The organism is Cryobacterium psychrophilum (assembly GCF_004365915.1).
Lineage (GTDB): Bacteria > Actinomycetota > Actinomycetes > Actinomycetales > Microbacteriaceae > Cryobacterium > Cryobacterium psychrophilum.
In genome coordinates this window covers 1,521,734-1,547,933 of record NZ_SODI01000001.1, presented here as the reverse complement: position 1 = coordinate 1,547,933, position 26,200 = coordinate 1,521,734, and the positions used below count along the sequence as shown (strand labels likewise).

At 63.7% G+C, this 26,200-nt stretch carries 27 protein-coding genes; 17 read left to right on the top strand and 10 right to left on the bottom strand.

Annotation, left to right across the window (positions count from 1 at the left end; genetic code table 11):
- The first annotated feature begins 688 nt into the window (after positions 1–688).
- The 3 genes from EDD25_RS07205 (at position 689) to galE (ending at position 4,248) form a co-directional block, all read left to right on the top strand.
- Entirely contained in the window at positions 689–1,816 is a 1,128-nt protein-coding gene (locus tag EDD25_RS07205) for an MATE family efflux transporter (RefSeq protein ID WP_134172681.1), read from the top strand.
- 367 nt (positions 1,817–2,183) lie between these two features.
- Positions 2,184–3,041, top strand: coding sequence for a glycosyltransferase family 2 protein (locus EDD25_RS18360; protein WP_134172680.1), 858 nt, complete (start codon positions 2,184–2,186; stop codon positions 3,039–3,041).
- A 220-nt stretch (positions 3,042–3,261) separates the two neighbouring features.
- Entirely contained in the window at positions 3,262–4,248 is a 987-nt protein-coding gene (gene galE / locus EDD25_RS07195; protein ID WP_134172679.1) for a UDP-glucose 4-epimerase GalE, read from the top strand.
- Between the two features lie 16 nt (positions 4,249–4,264).
- Here the strand turns inward: galE and EDD25_RS07190 are convergent, their stop codons facing one another.
- Positions 4,265–5,221 (bottom strand): glycosyltransferase, encoded by a 957-nt coding sequence (locus EDD25_RS07190; RefSeq protein WP_166671220.1) that lies wholly within the window; start codon positions 5,219–5,221, stop codon positions 4,265–4,267.
- A gap of 152 nt (positions 5,222–5,373) precedes the next feature.
- Positions 5,374–6,150 carry a WecB/TagA/CpsF family glycosyltransferase gene (locus tag EDD25_RS07185; RefSeq protein ID WP_134172677.1) on the bottom strand — a complete coding sequence of 259 codons (777 nt, stop codon included), beginning with the start codon at positions 6,148–6,150 and terminating at the stop codon, positions 5,374–5,376.
- 581 nt (positions 6,151–6,731) lie between these two features.
- Here EDD25_RS07185 and gmd point away from each other — a divergent pair.
- The 3 genes from gmd (at position 6,732) to EDD25_RS07170 (ending at position 9,547) form a co-directional block, all read left to right on the top strand.
- A complete protein-coding gene (gene gmd, locus EDD25_RS07180; protein WP_134172676.1) occupies positions 6,732–7,787 on the top strand; it encodes a GDP-mannose 4,6-dehydratase in 1,056 nt (351 codons plus the stop codon).
- The gene (locus EDD25_RS07175) at positions 7,787–8,749 is read left to right on the top strand and encodes a GDP-L-fucose synthase family protein (RefSeq protein ID WP_134172675.1); all 963 of its coding nucleotides are present in this window, start codon (positions 7,787–7,789) and stop codon (positions 8,747–8,749) included. The genes gmd and EDD25_RS07175 overlap by 1 nt, the downstream gene beginning before the upstream one ends.
- Before the next feature lie 249 nt (positions 8,750–8,998).
- Positions 8,999–9,547 (top strand): sortase, encoded by a 549-nt coding sequence (locus EDD25_RS07170; RefSeq protein ID WP_134172674.1) that lies wholly within the window; start codon positions 8,999–9,001, stop codon positions 9,545–9,547.
- 351 nt (positions 9,548–9,898) lie between these two features.
- Here the strand turns inward: EDD25_RS07170 and EDD25_RS07165 are convergent, their stop codons facing one another.
- Together EDD25_RS07165 and EDD25_RS07160 are read right to left on the bottom strand one after the other, a co-directional pair.
- Positions 9,899–10,213: a GIY-YIG nuclease family protein gene (locus EDD25_RS07165; RefSeq protein ID WP_134172673.1), complete on the bottom strand. Its 315-nt coding sequence runs from the start codon at positions 10,211–10,213 to the stop codon at positions 9,899–9,901.
- A gap of 235 nt (positions 10,214–10,448) precedes the next feature.
- The gene (locus tag EDD25_RS07160; protein ID WP_134172672.1) at positions 10,449–11,204 is read right to left on the bottom strand and encodes an SDR family NAD(P)-dependent oxidoreductase; all 756 of its coding nucleotides are present in this window, start codon (positions 11,202–11,204) and stop codon (positions 10,449–10,451) included.
- Positions 11,205–11,637: 433 nt separating this feature from the next.
- Here EDD25_RS07160 and EDD25_RS07155 point away from each other — a divergent pair, with 433 nt between their 5' ends.
- From EDD25_RS07155 to EDD25_RS07125, 8 genes are all read left to right on the top strand, one after another.
- Positions 11,638–11,982: a hypothetical protein gene (locus tag EDD25_RS07155; protein ID WP_134172671.1), complete on the top strand. Its 345-nt coding sequence runs from the start codon at positions 11,638–11,640 to the stop codon at positions 11,980–11,982.
- A 258-nt stretch (positions 11,983–12,240) separates the two neighbouring features.
- Positions 12,241–13,527: an ATP-binding protein gene (locus EDD25_RS07150; protein WP_134172670.1), complete on the top strand. Its 1,287-nt coding sequence runs from the start codon at positions 12,241–12,243 to the stop codon at positions 13,525–13,527.
- 600 nt (positions 13,528–14,127) lie between these two features.
- Positions 14,128–15,513: a hemolysin family protein gene (locus EDD25_RS07145; protein ID WP_134172669.1), complete on the top strand. Its 1,386-nt coding sequence runs from the start codon at positions 14,128–14,130 to the stop codon at positions 15,511–15,513.
- A complete protein-coding gene (locus tag EDD25_RS07140; protein WP_134172668.1) occupies positions 15,510–16,565 on the top strand; it encodes a CNNM domain-containing protein in 1,056 nt (351 codons plus the stop codon). Before EDD25_RS07145 ends, EDD25_RS07140 begins: the two co-directional genes overlap by 4 nt.
- 25 nt (positions 16,566–16,590) lie before the next feature.
- Positions 16,591–16,716: a hypothetical protein gene (locus EDD25_RS18160; RefSeq protein ID WP_279586315.1), complete on the top strand. Its 126-nt coding sequence runs from the start codon at positions 16,591–16,593 to the stop codon at positions 16,714–16,716.
- 14 nt (positions 16,717–16,730) lie between these two features.
- Positions 16,731–17,768 (top strand): ATP-binding cassette domain-containing protein, encoded by a 1,038-nt coding sequence (locus EDD25_RS07135; protein WP_241986278.1) that lies wholly within the window; start codon positions 16,731–16,733, stop codon positions 17,766–17,768.
- The gene (locus EDD25_RS07130; protein ID WP_134172667.1) at positions 17,765–18,607 is read left to right on the top strand and encodes an ABC transporter permease; all 843 of its coding nucleotides are present in this window, start codon (positions 17,765–17,767) and stop codon (positions 18,605–18,607) included. The genes EDD25_RS07135 and EDD25_RS07130 overlap by 4 nt, the downstream gene beginning before the upstream one ends.
- A 37-nt stretch (positions 18,608–18,644) precedes the next feature.
- Positions 18,645–19,031 (top strand): VOC family protein, encoded by a 387-nt coding sequence (locus EDD25_RS07125; RefSeq protein ID WP_134172666.1) that lies wholly within the window; start codon positions 18,645–18,647, stop codon positions 19,029–19,031.
- A gap of 125 nt (positions 19,032–19,156) precedes the next feature.
- Here EDD25_RS07125 and EDD25_RS07120 read toward each other — a convergent pair whose 3' ends face one another.
- A complete protein-coding gene (locus tag EDD25_RS07120; protein ID WP_134172665.1) occupies positions 19,157–19,951 on the bottom strand; it encodes a LysR family substrate-binding domain-containing protein in 795 nt (264 codons plus the stop codon).
- Positions 19,952–20,015: 64 nt separating this feature from the next.
- On the opposite strand from EDD25_RS07120, the gene EDD25_RS07115 reads away from it, so the two are divergent.
- On the top strand, positions 20,016–20,459 hold the full coding sequence (locus EDD25_RS07115; protein WP_134172664.1) for a DUF5997 family protein: 444 nt from the start codon (positions 20,016–20,018) through the stop codon (positions 20,457–20,459).
- A gap of 128 nt (positions 20,460–20,587) precedes the next feature.
- On the opposite strand, the gene EDD25_RS07110 is transcribed toward EDD25_RS07115, so the two are convergent.
- Complete coding sequence (locus EDD25_RS07110) at positions 20,588–21,238, bottom strand: alpha/beta hydrolase (RefSeq protein WP_134172663.1); 651 nt, start codon at positions 21,236–21,238, stop codon at positions 20,588–20,590.
- Positions 21,239–21,265: 27 nt separating this feature from the next.
- Here EDD25_RS07110 and EDD25_RS07105 point away from each other — a divergent pair, with 27 nt between their 5' ends.
- Together EDD25_RS07105 and EDD25_RS07100 are read left to right on the top strand one after the other, a co-directional pair.
- Complete coding sequence (locus EDD25_RS07105) at positions 21,266–21,691, top strand: DUF6157 family protein (protein WP_134172662.1); 426 nt, start codon at positions 21,266–21,268, stop codon at positions 21,689–21,691.
- A gap of 155 nt (positions 21,692–21,846) precedes the next feature.
- The gene (locus tag EDD25_RS07100; RefSeq protein WP_134172661.1) at positions 21,847–22,431 is read left to right on the top strand and encodes an NUDIX hydrolase family protein; all 585 of its coding nucleotides are present in this window, start codon (positions 21,847–21,849) and stop codon (positions 22,429–22,431) included.
- A 114-nt stretch (positions 22,432–22,545) separates the two neighbouring features.
- Here EDD25_RS07100 and EDD25_RS07095 read toward each other — a convergent pair whose 3' ends face one another.
- The 4 genes from EDD25_RS07095 to EDD25_RS07080 form a co-directional block, all read right to left on the bottom strand.
- Entirely contained in the window at positions 22,546–22,803 is a 258-nt protein-coding gene (locus tag EDD25_RS07095; RefSeq protein ID WP_134175251.1) for an SHOCT domain-containing protein, read from the bottom strand.
- A gap of 77 nt (positions 22,804–22,880) precedes the next feature.
- Positions 22,881–23,846: a nucleoside hydrolase gene (locus EDD25_RS07090; RefSeq protein WP_134172660.1), complete on the bottom strand. Its 966-nt coding sequence runs from the start codon at positions 23,844–23,846 to the stop codon at positions 22,881–22,883.
- 35 nt (positions 23,847–23,881) lie between these two features.
- Complete coding sequence (locus EDD25_RS07085; protein WP_134172659.1) at positions 23,882–24,373, bottom strand: GNAT family N-acetyltransferase; 492 nt, start codon at positions 24,371–24,373, stop codon at positions 23,882–23,884.
- Positions 24,374–24,481: 108 nt separating this feature from the next.
- Positions 24,482–26,044 (bottom strand): DEAD/DEAH box helicase, encoded by a 1,563-nt coding sequence (locus tag EDD25_RS07080; RefSeq protein WP_134172658.1) that lies wholly within the window; start codon positions 26,042–26,044, stop codon positions 24,482–24,484.
- Positions 26,045–26,200 lie beyond the last annotated feature (156 nt).

The window sequence follows — 26,200 nt, the reverse complement described above, 5'->3', positions numbered from 1 at the left end:
CTTAAGACTACTCCGTAGGCGACGCTTGGAATCGCTGGCTCCGACGAAGGGGTCAACGGCGTCGAAACCTAACCGCGGCGATGAATTGGGGAGTCTCCATCGTCGACAAAAATTTGCATGAGTCGGGGTTGCACGGCGCGGGTCGCTTGACTGCGGGGTGCCGCGGGGCCAGTCTCAGACACAAACATCGCGGGTACACGATGATAGCCTAAGCGCAGCCGAAGCCTGCAGTTCGTGCTCGCGCAACCACGACGGATTTTCCTTCAGTACTGCAGGGTCAAAGGACCAAGGCCATTCCGACGAAAGGTCGTCGCCTGCCCACGACGGTTCGAAAATTTCGCAGTTGCAAAACTCCGGCACCCGAGCACGATGATTGTGAATCGCCCGAAGACTCTCGCGACACTTCGCTGTCTGGACTTACCCTGCACCATACAACCTCGAACTGTCACGCCGCGTTTTCTTGATGGCTACCGTACTGGCGCTTCCGTTCGGTTGAGTGTTTGATTGAAGGGGATCGCTGGTGTGCCCATAATTGGTCTAAGGGTCGTTGAACCTAGGATGGGACTTTAGCTGGCATGAGCCTGAATGTGTATCGATTCGCGAATGAGCGAAGCCGAACGAAGGCCCGGTGAGACGGCAAGCAACCTGGGTGTTGATATCACGCGGCGGGGGAAGCTTTTGCCAAGCAATGCTGTTTGTGCTCTTCGCGAGATCCGTCGACTCTGGGCTTTTCGGGGAGGTCAATGCGCTCATCGGCATCGCCGCTTTTCTGGGCGTAATGGCTGACCTAGGGCTGTCAACTTTTATAGTCAAAGCATTCGCCGTCGATCGCGACATATCCAGGGTGGCGGCTGCGCTTCGGATAAACCAAGTTTCTACCTCTATATTCGCACTGCTTCTCAGCGCGCTATATTTAGTCGCATGCTCGGCAGTGGGCTGGACGCCGTGGGCGGTCTTGGTGATAGCTTGGGTTGCCTTTGAGAAAAATGTCGAGGCGCAACTTGGTGTGTTCATCGCTCAACAAGCCGTCGTTACGCCTGCGGTCTCCATCGCGATTCGACGGATTTTACCTGTTTTGTGCTTCATTTCTCTCTCATCTTTTGACCTGGCTTCTGAGCTCACATTTGGAATCAGTCTCTTGGTGGGGAGCTTTGGAGGAGCGCTCCATGCCCATTTTTCCATCCGGCGCCAAAGTCAGTTTTGGGAAACTGAAACTATCGCCTGGCGGTTGATTCTGCGGGAGGCACTTCCGTACTCATTGACTAATATTGCCAGTCAAGCCAGAAACCTTGATATCCCGATCGTCGCTTTGCTTTCGGGAACGTCGTCTGCTGGCATTATGGCAGCGGCGAGCAAGGTCTCGATCCCAATCTTCCTAGTCGCGAGCGCCATCGGAAGCGCAGTCATGCCAGCCGTTGCACGCGGTGGGCTCCAATTTTCAAGGCGCCTCCTCGCCTATCTGTCGGTTGGCACGATAGTGGCGACAGTAATGGCGATATGTGCGCTCCCTTGGTCCAACGCCATCATGGGAGTCCTTTTTGGGTCGGGCTACTCGGATGCAGGCAATCTGTTGGTTCTGGTCGTCGTTGGGACGATATTTGCCGCAGTAGCGTCTCCACTGTCATCCTTGGCTCAGGCATACCGAGGAGCGCACGCGACGGCCGTCATCGGACTTATATTTGGAGTGGCTCTCTTGGCCGGGGTAGCAATGGGGAGTTTGGTCGCAGGAGTTGAAGGTGCGGCGTGGGCGGCGCTCGCAGTCCAATTCCTTCGAGTCATCTCCATGGTCGTTCTGGTCAAGCGTCTCTTGTTCTAGGAATTACCAAGTCGGTAACGAAGAGGGATTGAGTTGAGTGGCCCAAAGAATGACGACAGGCTAAGCTCAGCAAAGTAGACGGCGCAATGGCTTAGGGGGCAATCATGATTTTTCACAAGAGACTCGTGCGGTTCCACCTCGGAACGGCTGGAGTTGACCCGTCGAACCGATCGGTCATCGGAGGGGTGCAGCACACTACGACTATAGATGTCATTCGTTCACCACTCCATCGTTCGGATCGGAACGACATGCTCGCTCCGCGCGAAGGCCAAGCGTCCCTTCGCGATTTCGGTGATCTTTCTATCGTTGGTCCCACCGTTCGCAGGTACGTTAGATTTAGGATTCCGAGGGCTCCGTTGAATGATCGATGTGGCATCAGGGTTGCGATCCAACGCCGGCAAGGCGCCCTGCAACGGTGCGTATTTTGACTTCGGTTTCTGTCGTTATGGCGGCGTACAACTCAGAGTACACAATCGGCGATGCAATAAGGTCTGTTCAAAATCAGACGTTTCTTGACTGGGAATTGATTATCGTTGATGATGCTTCAACTGATCGGACTCCGGATATGGTCCGACCTTTTCTCGAGGACCCCAAAATTCAAATGCTAGTTCAACCGATGAACATGGGGGCGGGGGCAGCGCGAAATACGGGCATCGGACGGTCGAAGGCAGATCTAATTGCGATTTTAGACGCCGACGATTTGTCCCTCCCACATCGATTACAAATGCAATTTGAGGAGATGATCCAGCATCCACAAATGGCTGTCCTAAGTGGGCACCTCGCTGAATTTGGCACTTGGGGTGGTCCGATAGTGCATCATTGGCCGGTCGCCTCCGCGGAAATCCAAGCACGAATCCGTCGTTCGAAGATGCCAGTTGCACACGGAGCCTCTATGTTTCGCAAGGCAGCATTCTTGGCAGTGGGTGGGTACGATGAAAATTGCCGGCGAGCCGAGGATTTCGCGCTTTTTCGCAAATTACGCGCCAGCGAATTCGGCTGTGTCGACTCCGTTCTCCTTCTTTATCGAACCGTCCGACCAATAAGTCTGCAGTACGCACTTGTCAGCGGCCGGGATGGGCGACTTGCTCGGGTCAGGAATCGGGATCGGTTTCCTCGGCCAAGCGCAAAGTTGCAGGCGTTGCCGATGAGTGCTCCAACCGACCTTCGCTCAATCATTACGTGGGCTAGAAGACGCTTCGCCGAACGGGTGCGGTTCGAGTCGTAGCCCACTTTTCGTCAAGACAGATTCGACGTGTACTACGCTCATGTGCGCGCTGTTCGATGGTGGGATTGGGGCTCTCCGCCGGCTCAATGGAACGTGCATCGAAATCGTGATCGGGCTCTTCCAAGGCATGCGTCGGCAGTCGGAGGAGTCTCTAGTCAAGGCACACGCGGTGGCCGGTTGACGCAAACTGCACTATTGAACGATCATTTAGGATGAAAGAATGAGCATTCTCATTACGGGCGGGGCCGGATATATCGGATCGCATGTTGCGCGATTACTTCGCGATCGCGGTGATGAAATCGTCATAGTGGATGATCTCATCACTGGCAACAGGGAGCGCGTCCCTGACATTCCGATTATCGAACTTGACTTAGCGCACGCTGACTCGATCGGTACGGTTGAAGCGATACTGCGTGAGTACTCGGTGACTTCGGTTTTCCATTTTGCGGGGCGAAAGCAGGTAGGTGAGTCGGTGATACGCCCGGCTTGGTACTATCAACAAAATGTTGGCGCCCTTGCAAATCTTCTAATTGCGATGGAGGCGGCCGAAGTCTCAAGAATCGTTTTTTCTTCATCGGCGGCCGTCTACGGTGCGCCTGACAATGGCCTAATCCCGGAGACGGCTCGAACTGAACCAATAAACCCGTACGGAGAGTCGAAGCTCGCCGGTGAATGGCTCATCTCTGGCGCTGCCACGGCCCAGAAACTGCGCGCGGCCAGTTTGCGGTATTTTAACGTTGCTGGCGCTGGGTGGGCCGAACTTGGCGATACAGCCGTCCTAAACTTGGTTCCAATGGTATTTGACCGCATCGTTCAGGGGCTGCCCCCTATTATTTTCGGTGATGACTACCTGACTACCGACGGAACTTGTGTGCGTGACTTTATCCATGTTCTTGATTTGGCGGACGCGCACGTTGCGACCATGGACAGCCTTAAGGACGGGCCACCACGACACGAGGTCTACAACGTCGGTACAGGTTTTGGCGCATCCGTGCGCGAAATGATTCGGTCGATTCTTACAGCGGCCGCTATGGATTTGACCCCTGAGATACGTGGACGGCGCGCTGGCGATCCAGGAAGTGTTGTGGCCGATCCCGTCGCGATAGAATTGGCCCTTGGATGGAAATCCAAGCGCGGCATCGATGAGATTGTAACCTCGGCGTGGGAATCATTTCTCTATAACAGAATGTCAAAACGCCTGCATTGAACGGAAGTGATTTAAGTCATGCGAATGCCGAGCGCATGGCGGACTGCCAAGATGCTTCATAGGCTGCCAAGGAATAGTCCTCAAGGTAACTCAGCAACGCAGATTCCTTGAGCCTCTTGCGAAGCGCCACGTCGCTAAGAATACTATTGCAGTGACCCGCGAGGGCCTCCAGGTCTCCCGGATCTACGAGATAGCCGTTGACGTCGCTAGAAATCAGATCGGGAATACCGCCTGTCCTATACGCGATGACTGGGGTGCTGCACGAAAAGGCTTCTAAGATCGTTAGGGGTTGCGCGTCGTAGTGGCTGGGGTAAATCAAGACGGTCGCGTCCTGTAGCAAGAGCCACTTGTCTTCCCCATATTTTGGGCCTAAGAACTGAAGGCAGTGATCAAGTCCGAGTTGGGCTGCCCTCGACTTGAGTGTGAAAGTAAATTCAGGGTCGCTGTCAGCGCCCACGATTTGGAGTACAGCGGCGGGTGAGTTACGCCGGACATGTAGCGCCATTTCTATGAAGTCCTCGGGGCCCTTGGACGGGATCAGATTGGATAGAAACAGAACCTTTTGCGGGTGGTCTTCGTGGTTTTTCACGCCCGCGGTGGGCGACCCGCTCGTAGTGTTTGGAATGCAGATGAGTTGACCTTTTACCCACGCACTGACATCAGGCACCAATGATGGGCCTAGGCAAATGGTCATCTGCGCGTTCCCCAACAGCCTGCGGACAAGTACATCCCATATTCGTCCGCGGGCCGCAAGGTCCACGAAGCCCTGGGTGTGAATGTAGTGGATTATAGGGACCCTAGCGAGGGTAAGTATTTCGTTCAGGACCCAATCGATCAGGAAAGAGCCTGGTCGGGTGGTAATGAAAAAGATGCATGATGTCGGCCGGGTGACTGCGAGAGTGCGGATAAGGCGTCCTATGAGAGAAAATACTGCAAGGATCTTTCTAGTCGAAGTTCGACCGACCTCATTCATGGACCGACTGAATCTGCGGTCGAGCAAGCGTGGGTTCATTCCTATGCGATCCAGCACGCCAAGCAACGTTGCTGTCATGACTGTGGAACCGTGGAGGGGAGGAGGCGTCTGGCTTATCACCAGGGTTCTCTGCGTGTTCGTCAGCAAACCGTCTAGTGTTTCTGTCGAGGCCAAATTACTGCCTTAAGGAAGCGAATGTTTCCAAAGACGTATCGTTTCCACAGTCGGCGAGGCTCAGAGGCAAATCGGAAGAGCCATTCCGTTCCGGAATTCTGCATCCAAACGGGAGCTTCTCGCGTTGTTCCCGCGACGAAATCGAAGGCGGCACCAACCCCCACCACGGGGAGGCCTAACCGAGGAGCCAGAGCGGAGGCGACGAAGTCCTGCTTCGGCGTACCCAGACCGACCCACACCACCTCTGCCGAAGTCTGTTCGATGGTTTGGGCACAGTCATCGACATAGCTGTCCGAGATGGGTGCGAACGGAGGGGAGTAGCTTCCGACGATTTCTGCGTCAGGAAAGCGTGACTTTACGTTGGTCTCGAGTGCCGCCAACGTTTCCGGGGACCCACCGAGGAAGAAGTGCCGGAGACCCTGATGCTGCCCTTCTTCCAAGACTCTGGTGAAAAGAGATGGCCCGCGCACTCGGCCAGGTTCTGCTTGGCTGCCCCGACAATTGAGCTGCATCACCTTCACGACGGGGGTTCCATCGGGAAAATTGATGCCGCTTGTCGTTAACAGCGTCCGATAGCTCTGCTCCCCTTCGGCAAGCGCCACACAGTATGCATTCGCGAGACGCACAGCGATCGGCGTCGGGCCGCCTTTTGAGGTGGCGATGAGCCATGCTGTGGCCTGCTCTAGGTTCGTAATGGCGAAGGGAACATGACCGACTGTGGAGTAGTGGAATTCCTTGACCTCAGCGTGAAGCACGATTGACCTACCTAGTTCGTATTCTGAACGGGAGATCAGTGTTGATCATCTAAAGGCGAAGGCCCCCCACAGTGAGTTTAGGGCACAGCAACGCACTTCGCCTCGACGGTTTCGGCTGGTGGTTCGTTGGACGCTGTTACAGAACGAGGTTGACGTCCTCGATCCAATGTTCAGTCGAGCACCACCGTGCCTCGCTACCCTTGCGCTGGGCAGAAACCTCTCCGCCGCAGTACCGACAGGCGGGCGGAGTGGCGGCGAGTTTGGCGCGAAGTCGATCGAGTGTCGCGGTACCACGCGCAGGGGAAGAGGCGTGCTTCGCCAGCCATTTTTGGAGCGGGCGGCTCGTCGTGTGAGGCATGAGGGGCATCCTTCGGGCTACGAAATATCGTCGGGTCGAACGCAGAACGAGTGGGGTAAGCACAAGCACGTAACTGGGAAAGTAGCCCAGTAGCGTGACAAAAGCGAGGGATAATGACGAATCGTCGACTTGTGCAGCACCTGCTCAGCGACGGCACGTCGAAAATCCGGGCCTGCGGCCACGGTAAACTTGCCGGAGATTGCATTTAGGCACAGGGGGAGTCATGGCAAAACGCGCGTTAATTACAGGCATTACGGGGCAGGACGGCTCCTATTTGGCTGAGCTGCTGCTGGCCAAGGGCTACGAGGTGCACGGCCTGATTCGGCGGGCGTCCACTTTTAATACGTCACGTATTGATCACCTGTATGTGGACCCGCACGATACCGGCGCGAAGCTGTTTTTGCATTATGGCGACCTGAGCGATGGCTCGCGCCTGTCGACGCTGCTTGCGGAGATCAAGCCGGACGAGGTCTACAACCTGGCCGCGCAGTCGCACGTGCGCGTGTCGTTTGACGAGCCTGAGCACACGGCGGATACGACGGGAATGGGCACGATTCGCCTGCTTGAGGCCGTGCGTATGTCGGGTATTCACTGCCGGTTCTACCAGGCGTCGAGTTCGGAGATGTTCGGCGCGACGCCACCGCCGCAGAACGAAGACACCCCGTTCTATCCGCGCTCGCCCTATGGCGCAGCCAAGGTCTACAGCTATTGGATTACCAAGAATTACCGCGAGGCCTATGACATGTTCGCCGTGAACGGCATTCTGTTCAACCACGAATCGCCGCGCCGTGGTGAAACCTTTGTGACGCGCAAGATCACCCGCGCTGTCGCGGCGATCAAGGCGGGCACGCAGAGTCACGTGTACCTGGGTAACCTCGATTCCGTGCGTGACTGGGGGTATGCGGCCGAGTACGTGGAGGGCATGTGGCGCATGCTGCAGGCCGATGAGCCCGAAGACTTTGTGTTGGCCACCGGCGGAAACTTCACCGTGCGCGACTTTGTGCAGACCGCGTTCGAGCACGCCGGCCTGGATTGGGAGAAGCACGTTCGTTTCGACGAGCGTTACCTGCGCCCCACGGAGGTGGATGCCCTCGTCGGCGACGCCTCGAAAGCCGAGGCCCAGCTCGGCTGGAAGGCCACCGTCGACACGGCAGAGCTTGCCCGCATCATGGTGGATGCTGACATCACCGCGCTCGAGCACGCCGGCGGACGCTGGATCGACGAGGTCAAACTCGCGAGCTGGGGCACCGCGCCCGTACTGAGCGGGGTCACTGCGTAATGGTGTTTACTCCCGCCGCTCTAGACCGCTCTGGCACGTTCTACGTTGCCGGGCACCGTGGTCTCGTGGGGTCGGCCATCTGGCGCCTGCTCGAGGCTGAGGGCTTCACCGACCTGGTGGGACAGACATCGGCCGAGTTGGATCTGAAAGACCGTGCTGCGGTCTTTGCCTTCTTCTCGGAGACTCGGCCTCGGTATGTTGTCCTGGCTGCGGCCAAAGTGGGTGGCATTTTGGCCAACAACACGTATCCGGTCGATTTCTTGAGCGAGAACCTGCAGATTCAGGTGAACGTGCTCGACGCGGCCGTGGCGGCCGGCGTGGAGCGGGTGCTGTTTTTGGGGTCGTCGTGCATCTACCCGCGACTCGCCGAGCAGCCGATTCGGGAGGACTCGCTGCTCACCGGGCACCTGGAGCCCACGAACGACGCCTATGCGATTGCGAAGATCGCGGGGATTCTGCAGATTCAGGCCGTGCGGCGCCAGTATGGGCTGCCGTGGATCTCGGCAATGCCGACCAACCTGTATGGACCGGGCGACAACTTCTCGCCCGTGGGGTCGCACGTGCTGCCCGCGTTGATTCGCCGGTATGACGAGGCCGCCGCGTCGGGCGCGACGTCGGTGACGAACTGGGGAACCGGCACGCCCAGGCGTGAGTTCTTGCACGTGGATGACATGGCCGCGGCGTGCCTGCACCTGATGGAGAACTATGACGGGCCGGAGCAGGTGAACGTGGGAACCGGGTCGGATGTGACGATTCGGGAGATCGCGGAGACTATTGCTCGGGTGGTTGGGTTCACCGGGGCAACGGAGTGGGATTCGACGAAGCCCGACGGCACCCCGCAGAAGCTGCTGGACGTGTCGAAGCTGGCTGCGGCCGGGTGGACGTCGTCGATTGGGCTTGAGGATGGGCTGCGCTCAACGGTGGAGTGGTACCGGGCGCAGGCGGGGGCGTTGCGGCAGTAGCGAAGTCGTCTCGCTGCTGAGCAGCATCGGCGTGGAGCGGGCGCAGGGTGCATCCACTGTTCTGCACTGCCGCTGGCTCGGTGCGAAACCCTTCTCCGGCCAAATCGTTGCACAAACTACACCCGGAATTAACAGTCACGAAACCCGAATTGGGGATCTCCTGTGAATCTACCCGTAGGGTAGAAGAGTTCCATGTGGCGCTTTTGGTGTCGGCTGGACACTCATCCAACACTTAGGGGGAAATTACTCATGGCAAAAAAGACTTTCGCGGTTATCGCACTCGCCGTTCTGGCAATTTTCGCCGTACCGGCCGCGGCTAACGCCGTCGGGTATGTGCCCGAGGACAAGGTGGCCGTCAATGGGTCAGCGACGGCCGGCGCCGCCCTCGACGTCATTTTCGCCGATGGCTCGTTCGGTGGCCCCGGTACCGGCGAAAGGGTCTCCTTCGCGGTGAGCGGCCGCGGCTCCGCGACGCTCTCGAACTTCAAGGCAGCGACGGTCACGACCGTCAAGTCCACGGATGCCCAGGGCGCAGTCACACTGACCGTCACCCTGCCGACGGATGCCACCGGTTCGTACACCGTCACCGGCACTGGCCTCACCTCGGGCACGGTCGGCGCCGCGACCCTGACCGTCGCCTCAGCTGATGCAGGCGCCGGCACCACCGGAGACAACCTGGCCGCCACCGGCTTCGACGTTCCGTTTCTCCTCATCTGGTCCGCCGCGGGTGCACTTCTCCTCGGCACCGCACTGGTGATCGTGCTGAACATCGTTCGTCGCCAGCGCGCGAACGCGTAACCAGCTTCTCTGAAAGGCCCTGGGCGGAAGTCCGGGGCCTTTCTTTGTGCGCGGCGCCTCGCGTTGACGCGATATGGGCGATGCTGCGGGCCAACCCGCGCCGTGCGCGTATACCCGGCCCCACGTGTGGTGACCGGTGGGGGCATCGCAAGGGGGATAAGACCTGGTTTGCGCGAGCCGTTGGGCCCCTTTGCGTGCGCGCTCCTCGACCAGCGGGGTGGTCGCGTTGGTCGAGCGCGAGCTTGCGAGTGGTCGAGATCTGGTGCGGGTCACGGGGTCTCGAGACGCCGGCGAAGTGCGTGCCGGCTCCTCGACCAGCGCGGGGTGGGTGCGACCGGTGGGGGGAAGCGGTCACGACGGCGGAGGCTGCGGGGCCGAGGGCTTGGTCTTGCTGTGGCGGACGCTGAGCCGGGGGAGATCGTCACGCCTGCGTTCGATCAGCGCGATGCGCTTGGCGCGACTCCAGCCCTGAACCTGCTTCTCGCGGGCGTAGGCATCCGCTATTTGAGAACACTCTTCGAGGTAGACGAGCTTCACCGGGCGCCGGCGTTTCGTGTACACGGCGCCCTCGCCGGCGTTGTGCTGCCAGAGACGGCGGTCGATGTCCCAGGTGCTGCCGACATAGAAGGAGCCATCGGCGCATTCGAGAATGTACATGTAGGGCATGCAGGGATCGTGGCACGGGGCCAGCGTGGTGGGGCGTTATCCACAGGGGGAATGTTGGGTTGCGGGGTCTCGAGACGCCGGCGAAAGGGCGTGCCGGCTCCTCGACCAGCGCGAGGGGCGCGTTGGTCGAGCGCGAGCTTGCGAGTGGTCGAGACCTGGTGGGCTGGGTTGCGGGGTCTCGAGACGCCGGCGAAAGGGCGTGCCGACTCCTCGACCAGCGCGGAGGGGGGCGGGGCTACTGGGCGGTGTAGCCGCCGTCTACGAGGTGGTAGCTTCCGCTGATGAACGAGGCGGCGTCGGAGACGAGGAATGACACGAGTGCCGAGACCTCTTCGGGGTTGCCGAGGCGACCGAGTGCGTGCTTGCCGGCCAGGAACTCCTGGGTGTCGGCATCCACGTTGGCGTCCACGAGCGGAGTGTGGATGAACCCGGGGCCGACGGCGTTGGTGCGCACGTTCTGGGCGCCGTATTCGAGGGCGGCATTCTGGGTGAGGCCGAGCAGACCGTGCTTGGCCGTGACGTAGGCGCTCGACATTGGGAAGCCCACGGAGCCGAGTATCGATGACATGTTCACGATCGCGCCGCCGCCGTTGGCCGCGATGGCCGGCAGCTGAAACTTGAGGCCGTAGGACACGGCGTTGAGGTTGACGTCGATCACCTTGCGCCAGCCTTCGAGGGAGTAGTCGCCGATCGGGGCGGCTTCTCCGCCGATGCCGGCGTTGTTCACGGCGATCTTGAGCGGCGCCATCTCGTTGGCGACGGCAATGGCGCCCTCGGCGATCGCCGGGTCGCTGGAGTCTCCGATGAAGGAGACGGCGGTTCCGCCGGCGGCGATGATCTCGGCCACAACGGCATCCGCTCCCTCGGCATTCAGGTCGGCGACGACAACGGATGCCCCGTTCGCGGCCAGTTCCAAAGCTACGGCTCGCCCAATGCCGGAACCGGCTCCGGTGACGATTGCTGAGCGATGTGCGACATCGTACGTTGCCATGATGATCTCCAGACGTGGTGTGCACTCTGAGCGAGGTCAGGTGCAAACCTGTGATGTTCAATTGGTGGTTCTATACTACGAACCGTGTGTGGCACGGGGCGTTCCGAGCCGGCGAGGCATCCGCTGCCGTGCAGCCCTGAGAAGGAGAGCGCGGATATCAGAACGATATCTGCGGCGTCGGCGCTCCAGTGGGACCGGTCGAGGTGGGCGCGTTGGTCGAGCGCGAGCTTGCGAGCAGTCGAGACCTGGTGGGCCGGTTTTCGGGGTCGGGTCGCCGGGTCTCGAGACGCCGACGAAGTGCGTGCCGGCTCCTCGACCAGCGAGGTGGGTGCGAGCGGTCAGGGCGTCGGCGTTTGCGTTTGCGCCACGTTGGATGCCTCGGGCGAGCTTTGTTCGATTTACTCGACCGGTGTCGATCTGATTGCATAGGGGCATGTCAGTCAGGGGCGGGACGATCGGGGCGCTGTGCGTGGTCGCTCTGCTGCTCGGCCTACCCGTGCTCGCCGGAGTGTATTCGGTGCGTGACCCCACCTACTCCTGCATCGTCGACGTTCTGCCGGCGGCAGGCGTGGGCTTTGATCAGGCGTATCCCATCGTCGGGACAATCACGCGCTTCCCGCTGGGAGTGCAGTGCAGCTTCACCGCGACCGACGGTGAGATGGTCGTCAGGCGAGCGGACTGGATCTCGACGGGGATGGCAGGAGTGTCGGTGTTGTCGCTGCTGGGGGCGGGCGTCGTGGCGGTTGGACTTCGCCGACGGAGACCGTCGTCACACTGAGCGGGGCGGAAACGACTGGGCGGTGGACGGCATCCGCTTCGCGTCGGGTTGAACGTGGTCAAGGCCGCTTCGTTGTGCGATTCGGTCACGGCGTGGCCGCGCCCGGTTTCGGTGGCGACCATCGATTTCGGGGGCGGCGACGGGCGTTGGCTCGTGGCGGGGGTCTCGACGGGGCTCGACCAGCGGGAGGGTGCGACGGGCGGGGCGCGGCGCGGGGTGCCGTAGATTGGCAGAACACCCAATGATGTGAGGAACAGAATGACCGGCTGGCGCCTGCGCGACTTTCACTCCGACGACCTCGACGGCATTCTGCGCCTGTGGGAGGAGATCAAGGCATCCGACACGGAGCCGGTCTACGGACTCTCCGAGGTGCTCGCCTCGTGCCAGAAGGATTACGCGGTCGTCGCCGTGCACGGCGACGAGATCGTGGGGGCCGCCGTCAGCCGGGCCGCCCATGCACAGGGCTGGGTCGTGTTTCTCGCCACCGCGCAGAAGTGGCAGAGTCAGGGCATCGGCACCGCGATGCTCGCCGCCCTCGAAGCCCGCATGGCGCCCGACGGCATGACGAAACTGTCGGCGCTCATGCCCGAGTCCGAGACCCGAGTCGACGCGTTCATCAACCGCGGTTTCGAGGTGAAGAAGAACCTGCGCTACTTCGAGCGGCACATTCCCGTTCAGCGCGAGGAACTCAAGCTGCTCACCGAGCTCGGCGGACGCGTACTGCCCCGCGACCTGTGGAGCAAGGTGGGCGGCATGCAGCGGGAGAAAGACCTGCTCGAACGCCGCCTCGTGCTTCCGCTGGCCAAGCCCGACCTCGCCGAGCAGTACGGTGTCTCGGCGCCGAAGGCCGTGGTGCTCTTCGGCCCTCCCGGTACCGGTAAGACCACGTTCGCCAAGGCCATCGCCTCCCGGCTCGAGTGGTCGTTCGTGGAGGTGTTCCCGTCGCGCCTGGCCGCCGATCCGCAGGGCCTCGCCGGTGCGCTGCGCGAGACGTTCCTCAAGATCTCCGAACTCGAGCACGCCGTGGTCTTCATCGACGAGGTCGAAGAGATCGCCGCGCAGCGCCAGGGCGACCCGCCCTCGGCCATGCAGGGAGTGACCAACGAGCTGCTGAAGATCATCCCGGCGTTCCGCGACCAGCCCGACCGCCTGCTCGTGTGTGCGACCAACTTCATTCGCGCGCTCGACTCCGCGTTTCTCCGCCACGGACGCTTCGACTACGTCATTCCCATCGGGCTGCCCGACGTGGCCGCCCGCGAGGCCATCTGGGAGCGTTACATTCCCTCGGCCGTGGCGGGAGTCGTCGACCTCGACACCCTCGTGGAGCAGAGCGAGGGCTTCTCGCCCGCCGACATCGAATACGCCGCGCACCGGGCCTCGCAGAACGCGCTCGAGAAGTCGCTGCACTCCGACGCGGATGCCACCGCCCTGGCCGGTCCGAGCACCTCCGACTACGTCGACGCGATCCTCTCCACCCGCACCACCGTGTCGGCGGAGGTCGCGGCCGAGTTCCTCGAAGACATCGAGCGCCTCGCCCGCCTGTAGCGGCGCGAGTCGGCCGAGCCGAGGGTGTTGACCTGGTTTCGGTTGCTACTTCAGGAGATCTGGCTGTCGGCATCCGCTGACCTGTGTCGTGGCGCGGCGATGGATGCTCCCGGTCGCGGATCTCCTGAAGTAGCGACGCGCCCCGCCGGTGTTGACCTGGTTTCGGTTGCTACTTCAGGAGATCTGGCCGTCGGCATCCGCTGACCTGTGTCGTGGCGCGGCGATGGATGCTCCCGGTCGCGGATCTCCTGAAGTAGCAACCGGCGCGCGTTGCGTCGCGTTCCAAAAGGCCAGGTCGGCGCGGCGACAGACGTGAGTCAGGGGTGATGTGGCCCGGGCGTGGGCACCGCGGGATGGCGATAGCGAACGACGGGAAGCCCGACCCGCGCCAAGACGGTGTCGGCGATGTTGGCGGGGCGGGCTCCCACCGTGAGTCGGCCGCGATTGGCGGTGTGCCCCGAGCTGGGCGCTGTAGGATGCTGATCAAAGCATCTTCGACGGAGGCACTGTCACCCACGTGGACCACACGACCAGTTCTGCCGGGTCATCTTCTGACCCCGACCATTGTTGTGATCGCGAAACGCGCTCAGTAGGCATCCGATGATCGGCGAGGTGCTCACTCTTCTCCTGGGCATTCTCGTGATTCTCGTGATCATCGCGGTGAACGGCTACTTCGTCGCCCAGGAATTCGCCTACATGTCGGTCGACCGCCGAAAGCTCTCCGTACAGGCGGATTCGGGCGACAAATCGGCGAAGCGCGCGCTCGCCGTGACGCGCCGCACCTCGTTCATGCTCTCGGGTGCGCAGCTCGGCATCACCGTGACGGGCCTGCTCGTCGGTTTCGTCGCGGAACCGCTCGTCGGTCGGTCGCTCGGAGTTCTGCTCGGAGGAGTCGGGATTCCTGCCGCGGTGAGCATCACGGTCGGAACACTGCTCGCGCTCGTGGCCTCGACGATCGTGCAGATGATCTTCGGCGAGCTGTTCCCGAAGAACTACGCCATCGCCAACCCCGAACCTCTGGCCAAGGGACTCGCGCGGTCGACGACGATCTATCTAACCGCCTGCGGATGGCTTATCACCGTGTTCGATCACGCCGCCAATCTGCTGCTGCGCGTGCTGCGCATCGAGCCGGTGCACGACGTGGACATGAGTGCCACCGCCCAAGACCTCGAACGCATCGTCTCTGACTCCCGGGAGAGCGGTGACCTGCCCGACGAGCTGTCGTACCTGCTCGACCGCATCCTCGACTTTCCGCACCGCGACGTCGAGCACGCGATGATTCCGCGCGCACGCGTCGATACCGTTCGGCCTGAGACGACGGTGGGCGAGCTGCGCACCCTCATGGCGAAGGCCCACACCCGGTATCCGGTCGTCGATGCTCGTGGTGAACCGGTGGGCGTCGCGCAACTCGCTGATCTGCTCGGCGGCGGGGTCGAAGACAACGCGCCGGTGGCGCAGATCATGAGGCCGCCGATGGTCGTACCCACTCTCATGAGGCTGCCGGATGCCCTGGCTCAACTCACGCGCACGCACAACGAACTCGCGTGTGTGATCGACGAGTACGGCGGTTTCGCGGGCGTGCTCACCATCGAAGACCTCGCCGAGGAACTCGTTGGTGAGATCACCGACGAGCACGACACCGGCGCAACCTCTGTTCTGACGCCGGACGGCGACAATATGTGGCTGATGGGTGGCGATGTGCACGTCGATGAGGCCGAGCGCGCCATCGGTCATGACCTGCCGCGCGGTGACTTCGAGACGGTGGCGGGCCTCCTCATCGCCGAGAGCGGTGCGTTGCCGCGTGTGGGCGAGAGGGTGAGGATCGCTCTCCCCTTTGACCCCGCCGATCTGGTGCTCGATGAACCGATTCGACGCCGGCTCGATGTTGATATTCTCGAGGTCGATCGGCACGTGCCGAGCGAGGTGCGGGTGAGCTTGGTTGAGGTCGCCGCCGCGCCCGAGACCGACAAGAAGGTCGAGCGATGAGCAATCCCTGGGTCATCATCATCGTGACCGTGCTGCTCATCGCCCTCAGCGCATTCTTTGTGGTCATCGAGTTCGCCCTGCTGGGCGCGAGGCGGCATCGTCTCGAAGAGTCGGCGGCGACGAGCCGGTCGGCGAGGGCCGCCCTGCGCGGCGTGAACGAACTCACTCTGATGCTCGCGGGCGCGCAGCTCGGCATCACCGCAGCGACGTTCGCACTCGGAGCCGTGACCAAGCCCGCAGTCGACCGATGGCTCGGCCCGGTATTCGAATCGTGGGGCATGCCCTCCTGGGCGGCCGACGGTGCGGCCTTTGCGCTGTCGCTCCTGCTGGTCACGTTCCTGCACCTCGTGGTCGGCGAGATGGCACCGAAGTCGTGGGCCATCGCGCATCCTGAGCGCTCGGCCATTCTCATCGGGATTCCCGCGCGCGCCTTCGTGTGGCTGTTCCGGCCCCTGCTGAGGTGGGTGAACAGCATCGCGAACCGCCTCGTGGCGGCGACCGGGGTCGAACCGGTCGAGAGTGCCGCCATCGGCGGGCTCAATGCCGAGACGATCCGACACCTCGTGGAGTACTCCGCCAGCGTGGGGTCGCTGGAATCGTCGTTCCGTTCCCAGATTTCGAGCGTGATCGAGCTTGAGACGATGCACATCGAGCAGCTCATCGCCTCGAACAGCGAGCCGACGGCAGTCTCGGCCGGCGCGAGCGTGGCTGAGGTGCAGACCGCGGCGGCGCGGTCAGGCCACATGCGCATTCTCGTGGCGGCCGACCCCGCACTCTCGGGCTCGCAGCCCCGTGTCGTGCACGTGCGCGACACGCTTCTCGAATCGGCCGCGCGTCCGGCTCGCGAGGTGGCTCGCACTGCCTTCGTGATCGCTGTCGGCACCCCGGTTCACGTGGCCCTCGCTCGCTTGCGTGAGGCGAGCGAGCAGTTCGCGGTGGTCATGGAGGGCGAGCGATTCGTCGGTGTCGTCACGCTCGCCGACGTTCTCCGACGGGTGCTCCCCAGCGCGGAGGAGCAGGCAACCAGCGACACCGCCTGGCGCACCGGGTGAGCCAGGCGGAGGTGTCGCAGACGCGATGGGTGGTGTCGGCCTGGCCAACACCGCCGGGGCCGCCGGAATGGCCCGGGTCGGGGCAATCTCGGCCGCCGCCGACGCATTCCGCCGACCCCAACCGGTTGTCAAGGGAATGCCCGGTGACTAGCATTTGAGTCACCCGTGACGCATCAGGAAAAGGACCGCGCCGTGATCATCGAGGCCACTGGCCTAACCAAGACGTACAAGTCCAAGAGCGGCCCGGTGCATGCGCTCGCCGGGCTCGACCTCTCGGTGCCACGCGGTACGGTCAAGGCCCTGCTCGGCCCGAACGGAGCCGGCAAGACCACGGTCGTGAAGATGCTCACCACCCTGATTCGACCGGATGCCGGCACCGCCTTCCTCGACGGAATCGACGTCGTGCAGAACCCCAAGGCCGTGCGGCGGCTCATCGGTGTCTCGGGTCAGTACGCGGCCGTCGACGAGAACCTCACCGGCTTCGAGAACCTCGAGATGGTCGGTCGGCTGTACCACCTCGGCGGCGCGGCAGCGCGGCACCGCGCGCAGGAACTCATCGACCTCTTCGAGCTCACCGCGGCGGGAAGCCGCCCGGTCAAGGGTTTCTCCGGAGGCATGCGGCGGCGCATCGACCTCGCGGGAGCACTCGTGATCAAGCCCAAGGTGCTCTTTCTCGACGAACCGACCACAGGACTCGACCCGCGCAGTCGCATTGCGCTGTGGGGCATCATCAAAAAACTCGTTGCCGACGGCACGACCGTGCTGCTCACCACCCAATACCTCGAGGAAGCCGACCAGCTCGCGGACGACATCGTGGTGATCGACGACGGCAGGGTCATCGCCGAGGGAACATCCGACCAGCTCAAGGCACAGATCGGTGGGCACCGACTCGAGGTGGCACTCGTCGACGCCGGTGATAGCGGCGCGGCCCGCGGCATCCTGATGCGTCACGGTGTGGGGGAGGCGACGGTGTCGACCGACGGGCGCGGCGTGGAGGTGGCGGTGAACGACGGCCCGCAGGCGCTGCAGCACGTGCTCGCCGAGCTCGGTGCGGCCGGGATCGAACTGCACGACGCTGGCATGCGCCGGCCCACCCTCGACGATGTGTTCTTGAAGCTCACCGGGCACAAGGCCGACCTCAGCCAGGACGACGACCCGGATGCCGAGAAGTCCGCCAAGACGAAAGCGGGGAAGGCCGCATGAGCGCCGTGATCGAGACGCCGGCGCAGACGGAGCCCGCCTGGAACCCGCTCTCGGAGTGGTATTCCGACGGGTGGACGGTGACGAAGCGCAACCTGATCAAGGTGAAGCGGTCGCCCGACGTGCTTGTTTTCGCGGTGATCCAGCCGATCATGTTCGTGCTCTTGTTCAGCCAGGTGTACGGGGGCGCGATTGCGGTGCAGGGCACCGACTACACCCAGTTTCTGATGGCCGGGATCTTCGCGCAGACCGTTGTTTTCGGTGCCACGTACTCGGGTTCCGCTATGGCGCTCGACCTCAAAGAAGGCATCATCGACCGGTTCCGCAGCCTGCCGATGACGTCGTCGGCGGTGCTCATTGGCCGCACCAACGGTGACCTCGTGCTGAACAGCATCTCGATGGTGATCATGATGCTCACCGGGCTTGCGGTGGGCTGGCGGGTGGACTCCACCCCCGAGCAGTTCCTGGCCGGGGTCGGCCTGCTGCTGCTCTTCGCCTACGCGTTCAGCTGGGTGATGGCGCTGCTCGGAATGAGCGTGAAAAGCCCCGAGGTGATCAACAACGCTTCGTTCCTCATTCTCTTTCCGCTCACGTTCATCTCGAACGCGTTCGTACCGAGCGAGACCCTGCCCACACCCCTGCGCATCTTCGCGGAGTGGAACCCGGTGTCCTCGCTCGTGCAGGCGGTGCGGCAACTGTTCGGCAACCTCGGCACGGCCCCGGTGCCCGACATCTGGACGATGCAGAACCCCATTCTCACGTCGCTGATCGGCATCGCGGTGATGCTGCTCGTGTTCGTGCCCCTGTGCATCCGCAAGTTCGCGTCGATCAGTTCGCGCTAGGTTTTATCGTTCCCACCTCGAAGCAAAGGAGCCTGACATGACAGTTTCACTCGGTATCCAGCACGCGTTCGGCGGATTCGCCGTGAATGATATTGAGGCCGCGGTCGCGTTCTACGGCGAAACGTTGGGCCTCGAGGTGCGCCAGGGCCAGATGGGCATGCTGCGCCTGCAGCTTCCCGGCGGCGCCGAGATGATCATCTACCCCAAGCCCGACCACGAGCCCGCCAACTTCACCATTCTCAACCTTGTCGTCGCCAACATCGACGTGGCCGTCGACGAACTCACCGAGCGCGGCGTCGAATTCTTGCGCTACGACGGGGTCTTCGAGCAAGACGTGAAGGGGATTCAACGTGGGGGAGACCCGGAGATCGCCTGGTTCACCGACCCGGCCGGCAACATCCTCTCGGTGCTGCACACCACGTAGCGGCCGCGGCACGTGCCGCGGCCTGCGTCCTGTGTCGTGGCACGTGTTAAGACCCGCGGCACTGGTTGCTGCGAGTGCCAGCGGTCTTAATGAGTGCCGCCACGGCGAACGGCTTGGGGCGCGGGTCAGCTGCGGCGTTTACGGGGGTTGCGGGTGGGGCGGGTGCGACCGGGAGCGGATTCCGACTTCTTCTTCGCGGCGGGCTTGGCCTGGGCGGCGGCCACGCGCAGGGCTTTGGCGGCGGCCTTGGCCTTGTCGGTCTTCTTGGGCTTGCGCGGAGGGCGCGCGCCCGGCTCCTGCGCCTCCTCGGGCACGGTGGCGCGGGAACTCGCGCTCGAGCGTCCACGCACGATGCCGATGAACTCTTCAATGTCGTCGCTCGTGTCGGCGGTGATCCACGCGAGCGCGATCTGCGTCTCCGGCACACCGTCGACCGGCCGAGAAATCACGTCTTTGCGACCGTGCAGGCGCGCAATGGAATGCGGCACGATGATGATGCCCACGCCGGCCGCGACCTGCTCCATCACCTCATCCATGTCCTTCATGACCGGCAGCGCACGACGGATGCCGTCCCGCACCTCGGTCGCCATGTCACGCCACGCGGGCACCTCGTCGGGGTCTTGCAGCAGGTGCTCGTCGGCGAGATCCGCGAGGGCGACGAGGTCGGCATCCGCGATCTCGTGGCCCTTGGCGGCAACCACAACGGGCACCTCGCTGTAGAGACCGATGACGCTCAACTGATTCTCGTCGATGGGCAGGCGCACGAGGCTGACCTCGGCGCGGCCGTCGAGGAGAACGCTTACCTGCTCGTTGGTTTCGGTACGAAAAACCTCGAGCGGAACCTCGGGTCGGCGCTCGGCCCAGATGCGAGTCCACTTGGTGGGAGTCACTCCGGCGACGAAGGCAATGGAAAAGCTCACGGCATCCTCTTCTGCAACACTAAAATGCCCCAAAGGGGGTGGTCTCAGGCTATACGCTTAGGGGATGACGTCCGTAAAGAAGCCCCAGACCATGAAGCCTGCCACGGCGGCCCAGAAACTCGGGATTCTGCTCGACGCGGCACCCGCTGAATTCCAGACCGCGCTCGTGACCCGCACCGAACTCGCTGCACTGATGGAAAACCCGCCCGAATGGCTCGTTGAACTGCGCGCCAACGGACCGCACCCCAAGCAGGTCGTCGCCGCCAAGCTCGGCGTGTCGATCTCCGGACTCGCCCGCAGCGGCGCGACCGAACCCCTCACCACCGCCGAGATCAGCGCCCTGCTGCAGCAGCCGCCGGCATGGCTTGTACTGGAGCGTTCCACCCAGGCCGGCGTTCGTGCCGACCAGATCGCTGCGAAAGACCGCGACGCCGAGCGTGCCGCGAAGAAGGCGCACATCGAGCGCAAGGCCGCGCAGGAGCTCGCGAAGGAAACCCGCAAGAACTAACTCCCCGTGAGCGGATGCCGCGGCATCCGCTCACCTGCCCGGTGCCCGCTGTGGCCGCCCCTGGAATTGGTGGCCGCTACGGTAACCGGCGTAGCGCCCGCCGAAACCGGGCGCGGCATCCCGTCGGCTCAGTACTGCTCGCGCAGGAACGACACGACGTCGCCGAGCTCGGCCTGCGACACGGAGTGCCCCATTCCCTCGTAAATACGTTCCGTGAGCGTGCTGTGACCGGGTAGCCAGGCCTGCGTGCGGTCCACGGCGGCCGTGGGAATGACCGGGTCGGCCGTTCCTCGCCCCCAGAACACCGGAGGGCGACGCTCGGCGAGCCGCTCATCGCCCGTGCTATCTCCGGTCGACACGAAGCCGGAGAGCTGCACGGCGAAGGTGAAGCGGTCGGGGGCGCGGCGCAGCAGTTGCAACGCCATGGCCCCGCCCTGCGAAAAGCCGAGCAGCCCCACGGATGCCGGCGGCTCGGCCAAATTGTCGAGCCAGTCGAGCACAGCGGTGGTGGCAGCGTCAACGGCGGATTCCACGACAGTGGCGGGTCTGCTCGGGTCGGTGATCGGAAACCAGGACCAGCCGTCGCCGACGGGCAACGGTGCGCGCAGCGCCGCGATCACGGGCTCGAGCGGTAGGTGCGGGGCGAGCGAGAAGAGGTCGCCCTCGTGCGAGCCGTAGCCGTGCAGGATCAGCAGCAGCGGTCGGCCGACGCGTTCGGCGCCGGCGGCGGACCAGAGTACGGCGTTGGTGTCGATTGGCGCGACATTGTGGTTGTCCATTGGTGCCCTCCGATTTACTATCAACGCATGAGCGGCGTTGACTACTTCAATACTTTCATTGCCGTTGCACCCGATTCCACCGCGACGGGCGGGATGGTTCCGCACGGCGGAGCAAAATCGGGCACCGTGGTCTCGCGCATGTGGCACATGATCACCCAATCGCCCTACAAATACACCTCAGCCGACGTGATCTTCTCGGTGCACGCCGACCGGGCCAAGATTGCGGCGGCCGATCGCCCCCACGCCCGGGAGGAATACTTCAGCGTGGGTCGCGCCTGCCTCCGGTCGAGCGACCTCGGCAAACGCTACGGGTGGGGGATCCACGCCGACACCACGGGGCATGTGGCCCTGTATGCGGTGGGAACGCGCGAGTACGCCGCCTTCGCCGCGGGGGTCGCGCCAAACGGCGAACCGGTGGCGCTCACCCGCGCGATGCGCAGCATCCGTCGCTGACCGCACGCGTGACGCCCACGACGCCGGCGGAGTTCGCGCCTTCCGGGTGGCCGGGAGGGTGCGTTGGGCGCCACTGGACGCAGGGTGGCTCGCCGCCCGCCCGCGAGGAGGGGCCGCCGTGCGCAATCGGGTCCGCGGTGCGCGAGAATGAACTCATGAGCGTGCGCACACCTGACCCCGACCCGGACTGGCTACCCAAGGGTGACTCCAGTGTTCCGAGCAACAACCCCGCATGGCTGAAAGACGTGGAGCTCGCCGAGATTCGGCGTCGCCTGCCCATTCTCTATATCGAGGCCGTGCCCGTGCGGGTTGACGGCCTCGGCCAGGTCGTGGAGGTGGGCGTGCTGCTGCGCGCCCGGCCCACCGGCGAGATGACGCGCACCCTCGTGTCCGGGCGGGTGTTGTACGGCGAGACGCTGCGCGATGCGCTGTTTCGCCACCTCGAGAAAGACCTCGGCCCGATGGCCTTCCCGCAATTGCCCGCGAGCCCGGTGCCGTTCACCATCGCCGAGTACTTCCCGCTGCCCGGCATCTCCGCGTTCACCGACGATCGCCAGCACGCCGTGTCGCTGGCCTACGTCGTTCCGGTCACCGGCACGTGCGACCCCCGCCAGGACGCGCTTGAGATCACCTGGATGAGCCCCGATGAAGCCGCGTCCCCGGCCGTCTCCGCCGAGATGGAGGGCGGGCGCGGTGCGCTGCTGCGATCCGCCATGGCCTCCGTGGGTCTGCTGCGCTAGCCCAGCACCTAAGAAACGGATGCGCCGGGCCGACTGGCTCCGGCGCATCCGTTCTTAAAGCGGCTGGCGTCGCAGATCACGTCCGCTCTCTGCAGATACCACGTCGGACAAATGTCACTCCGGTCGCCGCAGCGCGGTGCGGCGGGCGAGGTATTCGGTTTCGTCGATCTCTCCGCGGGCGAAACGCTCGTTCAGAATGCGCTCCGCATCATGGTGCGAAGGGCGCAGAGCGGTCGTTCCCTGGTCGGAGCGCGGGCGCCTCAGCAGAACCACGATGACGAGGGTGATCACCCCTCCCCAGAACAAGACCATCAACACGGCCATTACGATCCAGCCGCCCATTCCCCAACTGTCGCCACCCCATCCGTACATGGTCACACCTCCATTTTTTACAAGGCTATCGCTCCTCAGGATCGCCGAACAGGGCCGTAAGTCCTCGGGGTGCTGCGCTAGCTCAGGCCGAGGGTGTCGAGGAACAGGCGCTCATAGCGGGCGGCATCCACATCGAGGGCAACCTCCACGGCCGCCCACTCCTCGTGCAGTCCGTGCACGATGTCCTCGCCCGGGTGCAGCCGCAGGTCCACCAGAGTCTGGCCCCGACCATACCCGGCGAGCTGCACGCTCACCGGTCGCAGCTCGGTGCGCAGCGCACCCGGGTCCACGAGGGCGCACACGGCGCCGGCGTCACCGATCAGCCCCGAGTACTCGCTCGCCCGGTCGGCGCCGAGCATGATGCGGTTGGTCAGCAGCGCGCCCACGATTCGGCCGAGCGGCGATTCGCCGTTCAGCAGAGCGGATGCCGTCGGCTCGGCAACTCCCACCCGGTTGAACACGTCGAGCCCGTACATGAACGTGGGGATGCCGGAATCGAGCACGATCGCGGCCGCCTCCGGGTCGTGCCAGACGTTGAATTCGGCCACCGCGGTGGCGTTGCCCACGCTCGCCGAGCCGCCCATGAACACGATGCGCTCAATGTTGTTGGCGAGGTCGGGGTACTGGCGCAGCATCAGGGCGAGGTTGGTCTGCGGGGCGAGCGCCACGAGGGTGATCGGCCGCGGGCTCGCCTCGATGAGGGAGCGCATGAGCTCAATCGAGCTGCCGGGCACCGCAGCGCGGTCGCTCGGCGGTAGCCGCAGCGTGCCGAGTCCGCCCTCGCCGTGCACATGCGCGGCGGAACGCGCCGGTTCGAGCAGCGGGCGACGGGCCCCGGCCGCCACGGGAATATCGGGCGCGCCAGCCGCGTCAAGAATGCGCAGCGTGTTCTGCACAACGCGCTCGAGGGAAGCGTTACCGGCAACGCAGCTGATGCCGAGCACGTCGAGGCCCGGGTGAGCGACGGCGAACAGGATGGCGAGGGCATCGTCGACGCCGGTGTCGACGTCGAGGATGACCGGAATGGTGGGTGCGGTAGACATCCGTTCAGCCTAGTTCGCCCCCGCCACCGATCGGGCTAGCGCACCAGTCGAACCTCGTGCAGATGCTCGCCGAGTACCTCTTCGTTGCGTTCGAGGCCGTCGGGGCGATAGCCGTTCCGGGCGTAAAAGGAATGGGCGCGAGGATTGTCGGCGGCGACCCACAGCATCGATTCGCCGGGATCCACGACGGCATCGAAGAGTTTCTGGCCCAGACCGGAGCCGTGAGAGGCCTGCAACAAGTACATGTTGTAGAGCTCGTTGTCCACCGGGGACGTCGCGTCGCGAGACGGACCGCTGCAGGCAAATCCGACGATGTCGTCGTCCACGACAGCGACAACTTGACGGTAGTCCGGTCCTTGAGCGGTGAACCGGCGCCAGAGGGCGGCGAAGCGCTCTGGCCGCAGCTGGGACAGGGCAGCCGAGCTCAGCAGGTGATCATAGGTCTCGTGCCAGCAGGTCGCGTGTACGCGGCCCAGGCTGTCGGCATCTGCTTCTTCAACGGGTCGAACGACAACAGTGGAGTTCATGTAGCGACTGTACCTGCATTTGTGCACCCGTTTTGTCCACGGGCATGCAAAACGGGCCGGCCTCGTGAGAGACCGGCCCGTTTTTAGCAGCTAGAGAAAGCGAATACTTTAGCCCTTCGAACGGCGCGGATCCGAGCGACCCGCTCCGCCGGAGCCGGAGCCGCGAACGAGTCCGCCGACCTGGAGGCTGCCCACGCGGGGTCCGCCGGAGCGACCCGCCGCGCTGCCTGCGGGGGCGTTCTGGCTGCGTCCGGCACCTGCCGGACGGCTGGTGCGACGAGCGCCACCGGCCGAAGCCGCGTCGCTGCTGTTCGAGCGTCCGCCACGAACCTCACGGGTGCCGGCATCGCGGCCGCCGTTGTCGCGGCCGCCACGGCCGTTGCCCTGCTCGTCACGGTTGACGCGCTTGCGCTGGGCGTTGGCGCCCTGCGAGCGGCCGCCCTGCGACTGGCGCTGCTGCTGCGGCTGCTCAACACGAGGAAGCGGCTTCACGTAGGCGGCAACGTCGCCGACGAGGGCGTCTACGGCGGCTGAGGAGGCATCAACGCGCTGCGGGGTCACCTTGATGGCGGCCTTGCGCAGCAGGGAGTCGGTGTCGCGCTTCTGCTCGGGGAGAACAACGGTGACCACGTCACCGGCGCTGCCGGCACGGGCGGTGCGGCCCGAGCGGTGCAGGTACGCCTTGTGCTCGGCGGGCGGGTCAACGTGAATCACGAGCTCAATGTCGTCAACGTGCACGCCGCGAGCCGCGACATCCGTTGCCACCAGAACCTTTACGTCGCCGGCGCTGAACGCGGCGAGGTTGCGGTCACGGGCCACCTGCGAGAGGTTGCCGTGCAGGTCGACGGCGGGAATGCCCGCGTCGATGAGGGTCTTGGCGAGCTTCTTGGCCTGGTGCTTGGTGCGCATGAAGAGAATGCGACGTCCGCTGCCCGAGGCCAGCTTCTGAACGAGGTCCTTCTTCGCCTCGGTGCCGGAGACCTCGAACACGTGGTGGGTCATGGCCGAAACGTGGCTGTTGGCCTCGTCGACGGAGTGCATCACCGGGTCGTGCAGGAAGCGGCGAACGATCTTGTCCACGCCGTTGTCGAGCGTGGCGGAGAACAGCATGCGCTGGCCGTTGCCGGGCGTCTTGTCGAGGATGCGCGTGACGACGGGCAGAAAGCCGAGGTCGGCCATGTGGTCGGCCTCGTCGAGCACGGTGATCTCCACGGCGTCGAGGTTCACGAAGCCCTGCTTCATGAGGTCCTCGAGGCGGCCGGGGCAGGCCACGACGATGTCGACGCCGGACTTGAGGGCGGAGACCTGACGGTTCTGCGAGACGCCACCGAAGATGGTGGTCGTGTTGAGGCCGTAGGCCTCGGCGAACGGGGTGATCGCGTTGGTGATCTGGGTGGCCAGCTCACGGGTCGGTGCGAGGATCAGGCCGAGCGGGCGACCCGGGCGGCGCTTGCCACCAGCGAGCTTGCCGCCGAGGCGGGAGACCATGGGAAGGGCGAAGGCGAGGGTCTTGCCCGATCCGGTCTTTCCGCGGCCGAGAACGTCGCGGCCCTTGAGGGTGTCGGGAAGCGTGTCGACCTGGATCGGGAACGCGTTGTCGATTCCCTGCGACGAGAGAACGCTCACGAGGGCGGCGGGCACGCCGAGCGCGCTAAAAGTTGTTTCAGTCAAAGTGGTGCCTTTCGGGCATCAGGCTCCTCGCCCGAACCGAGGCCGCGCATGCGGCTGCCGGAACCAGGAGGATTCACATGGCGAAGGTGCCGAAGGGCACATCCGTTCGCCGTAAGAATGTTTCATTCCGAAATCGGGCCGGCCCTGGGGGCTGCC

What these genes read in the sequence shown, in the direction of transcription:
- EDD25_RS07205 (WP_134172681.1), top strand. Translation starts at nt 689, where the DNA reads ATGCTGTTTGTGCTCTTCGCGAGATCCGTCGACTCTGGGCTTTTCGGG.
- EDD25_RS18360 (WP_134172680.1), top strand. Translation starts at nt 2,184, where the DNA reads ATGTGGCATCAGGGTTGCGATCCAACGCCGGCAAGGCGCCCTGCAACG.
- galE (WP_134172679.1), top strand. Translation starts at nt 3,262, where the DNA reads ATGAGCATTCTCATTACGGGCGGGGCCGGATATATCGGATCGCATGTT.
- EDD25_RS07190 (WP_166671220.1), bottom strand. Translation starts at nt 5,221, where the DNA reads ATGAATGAGGTCGGTCGAACTTCGACTAGAAAGATCCTTGCAGTATTT.
- gmd (WP_134172676.1), top strand. Translation starts at nt 6,732, where the DNA reads ATGGCAAAACGCGCGTTAATTACAGGCATTACGGGGCAGGACGGCTCC.
- EDD25_RS07175 (WP_134172675.1), top strand. Translation starts at nt 7,787, where the DNA reads ATGGTGTTTACTCCCGCCGCTCTAGACCGCTCTGGCACGTTCTACGTT.
- EDD25_RS07170 (WP_134172674.1), top strand. Translation starts at nt 8,999, where the DNA reads ATGGCAAAAAAGACTTTCGCGGTTATCGCACTCGCCGTTCTGGCAATT.
- EDD25_RS07165 (WP_134172673.1), bottom strand. Translation starts at nt 10,213, where the DNA reads ATGCCCTACATGTACATTCTCGAATGCGCCGATGGCTCCTTCTATGTC.
- EDD25_RS07160 (WP_134172672.1), bottom strand. Translation starts at nt 11,204, where the DNA reads ATGGCAACGTACGATGTCGCACATCGCTCAGCAATCGTCACCGGAGCC.
- EDD25_RS07155 (WP_134172671.1), top strand. Translation starts at nt 11,638, where the DNA reads ATGTCAGTCAGGGGCGGGACGATCGGGGCGCTGTGCGTGGTCGCTCTG.
- EDD25_RS07150 (WP_134172670.1), top strand. Translation starts at nt 12,241, where the DNA reads ATGACCGGCTGGCGCCTGCGCGACTTTCACTCCGACGACCTCGACGGC.
- EDD25_RS07145 (WP_134172669.1), top strand. Translation starts at nt 14,128, where the DNA reads ATGATCGGCGAGGTGCTCACTCTTCTCCTGGGCATTCTCGTGATTCTC.
- EDD25_RS07140 (WP_134172668.1), top strand. Translation starts at nt 15,510, where the DNA reads ATGAGCAATCCCTGGGTCATCATCATCGTGACCGTGCTGCTCATCGCC.
- EDD25_RS18160 (WP_279586315.1), top strand. Translation starts at nt 16,591, where the DNA reads ATGGGTGGTGTCGGCCTGGCCAACACCGCCGGGGCCGCCGGAATGGCC.
- EDD25_RS07130 (WP_134172667.1), top strand. Translation starts at nt 17,765, where the DNA reads ATGAGCGCCGTGATCGAGACGCCGGCGCAGACGGAGCCCGCCTGGAAC.
- EDD25_RS07125 (WP_134172666.1), top strand. Translation starts at nt 18,645, where the DNA reads ATGACAGTTTCACTCGGTATCCAGCACGCGTTCGGCGGATTCGCCGTG.
- EDD25_RS07115 (WP_134172664.1), top strand. Translation starts at nt 20,016, where the DNA reads ATGACGTCCGTAAAGAAGCCCCAGACCATGAAGCCTGCCACGGCGGCC.
- EDD25_RS07110 (WP_134172663.1), bottom strand. Translation starts at nt 21,238, where the DNA reads ATGGACAACCACAATGTCGCGCCAATCGACACCAACGCCGTACTCTGG.
- EDD25_RS07105 (WP_134172662.1), top strand. Translation starts at nt 21,266, where the DNA reads ATGAGCGGCGTTGACTACTTCAATACTTTCATTGCCGTTGCACCCGAT.
- EDD25_RS07100 (WP_134172661.1), top strand. Translation starts at nt 21,847, where the DNA reads ATGAGCGTGCGCACACCTGACCCCGACCCGGACTGGCTACCCAAGGGT.
- EDD25_RS07095 (WP_134175251.1), bottom strand. Translation starts at nt 22,803, where the DNA reads ATGTACGGATGGGGTGGCGACAGTTGGGGAATGGGCGGCTGGATCGTA.
- EDD25_RS07090 (WP_134172660.1), bottom strand. Translation starts at nt 23,846, where the DNA reads ATGTCTACCGCACCCACCATTCCGGTCATCCTCGACGTCGACACCGGC.
- EDD25_RS07085 (WP_134172659.1), bottom strand. Translation starts at nt 24,373, where the DNA reads ATGAACTCCACTGTTGTCGTTCGACCCGTTGAAGAAGCAGATGCCGAC.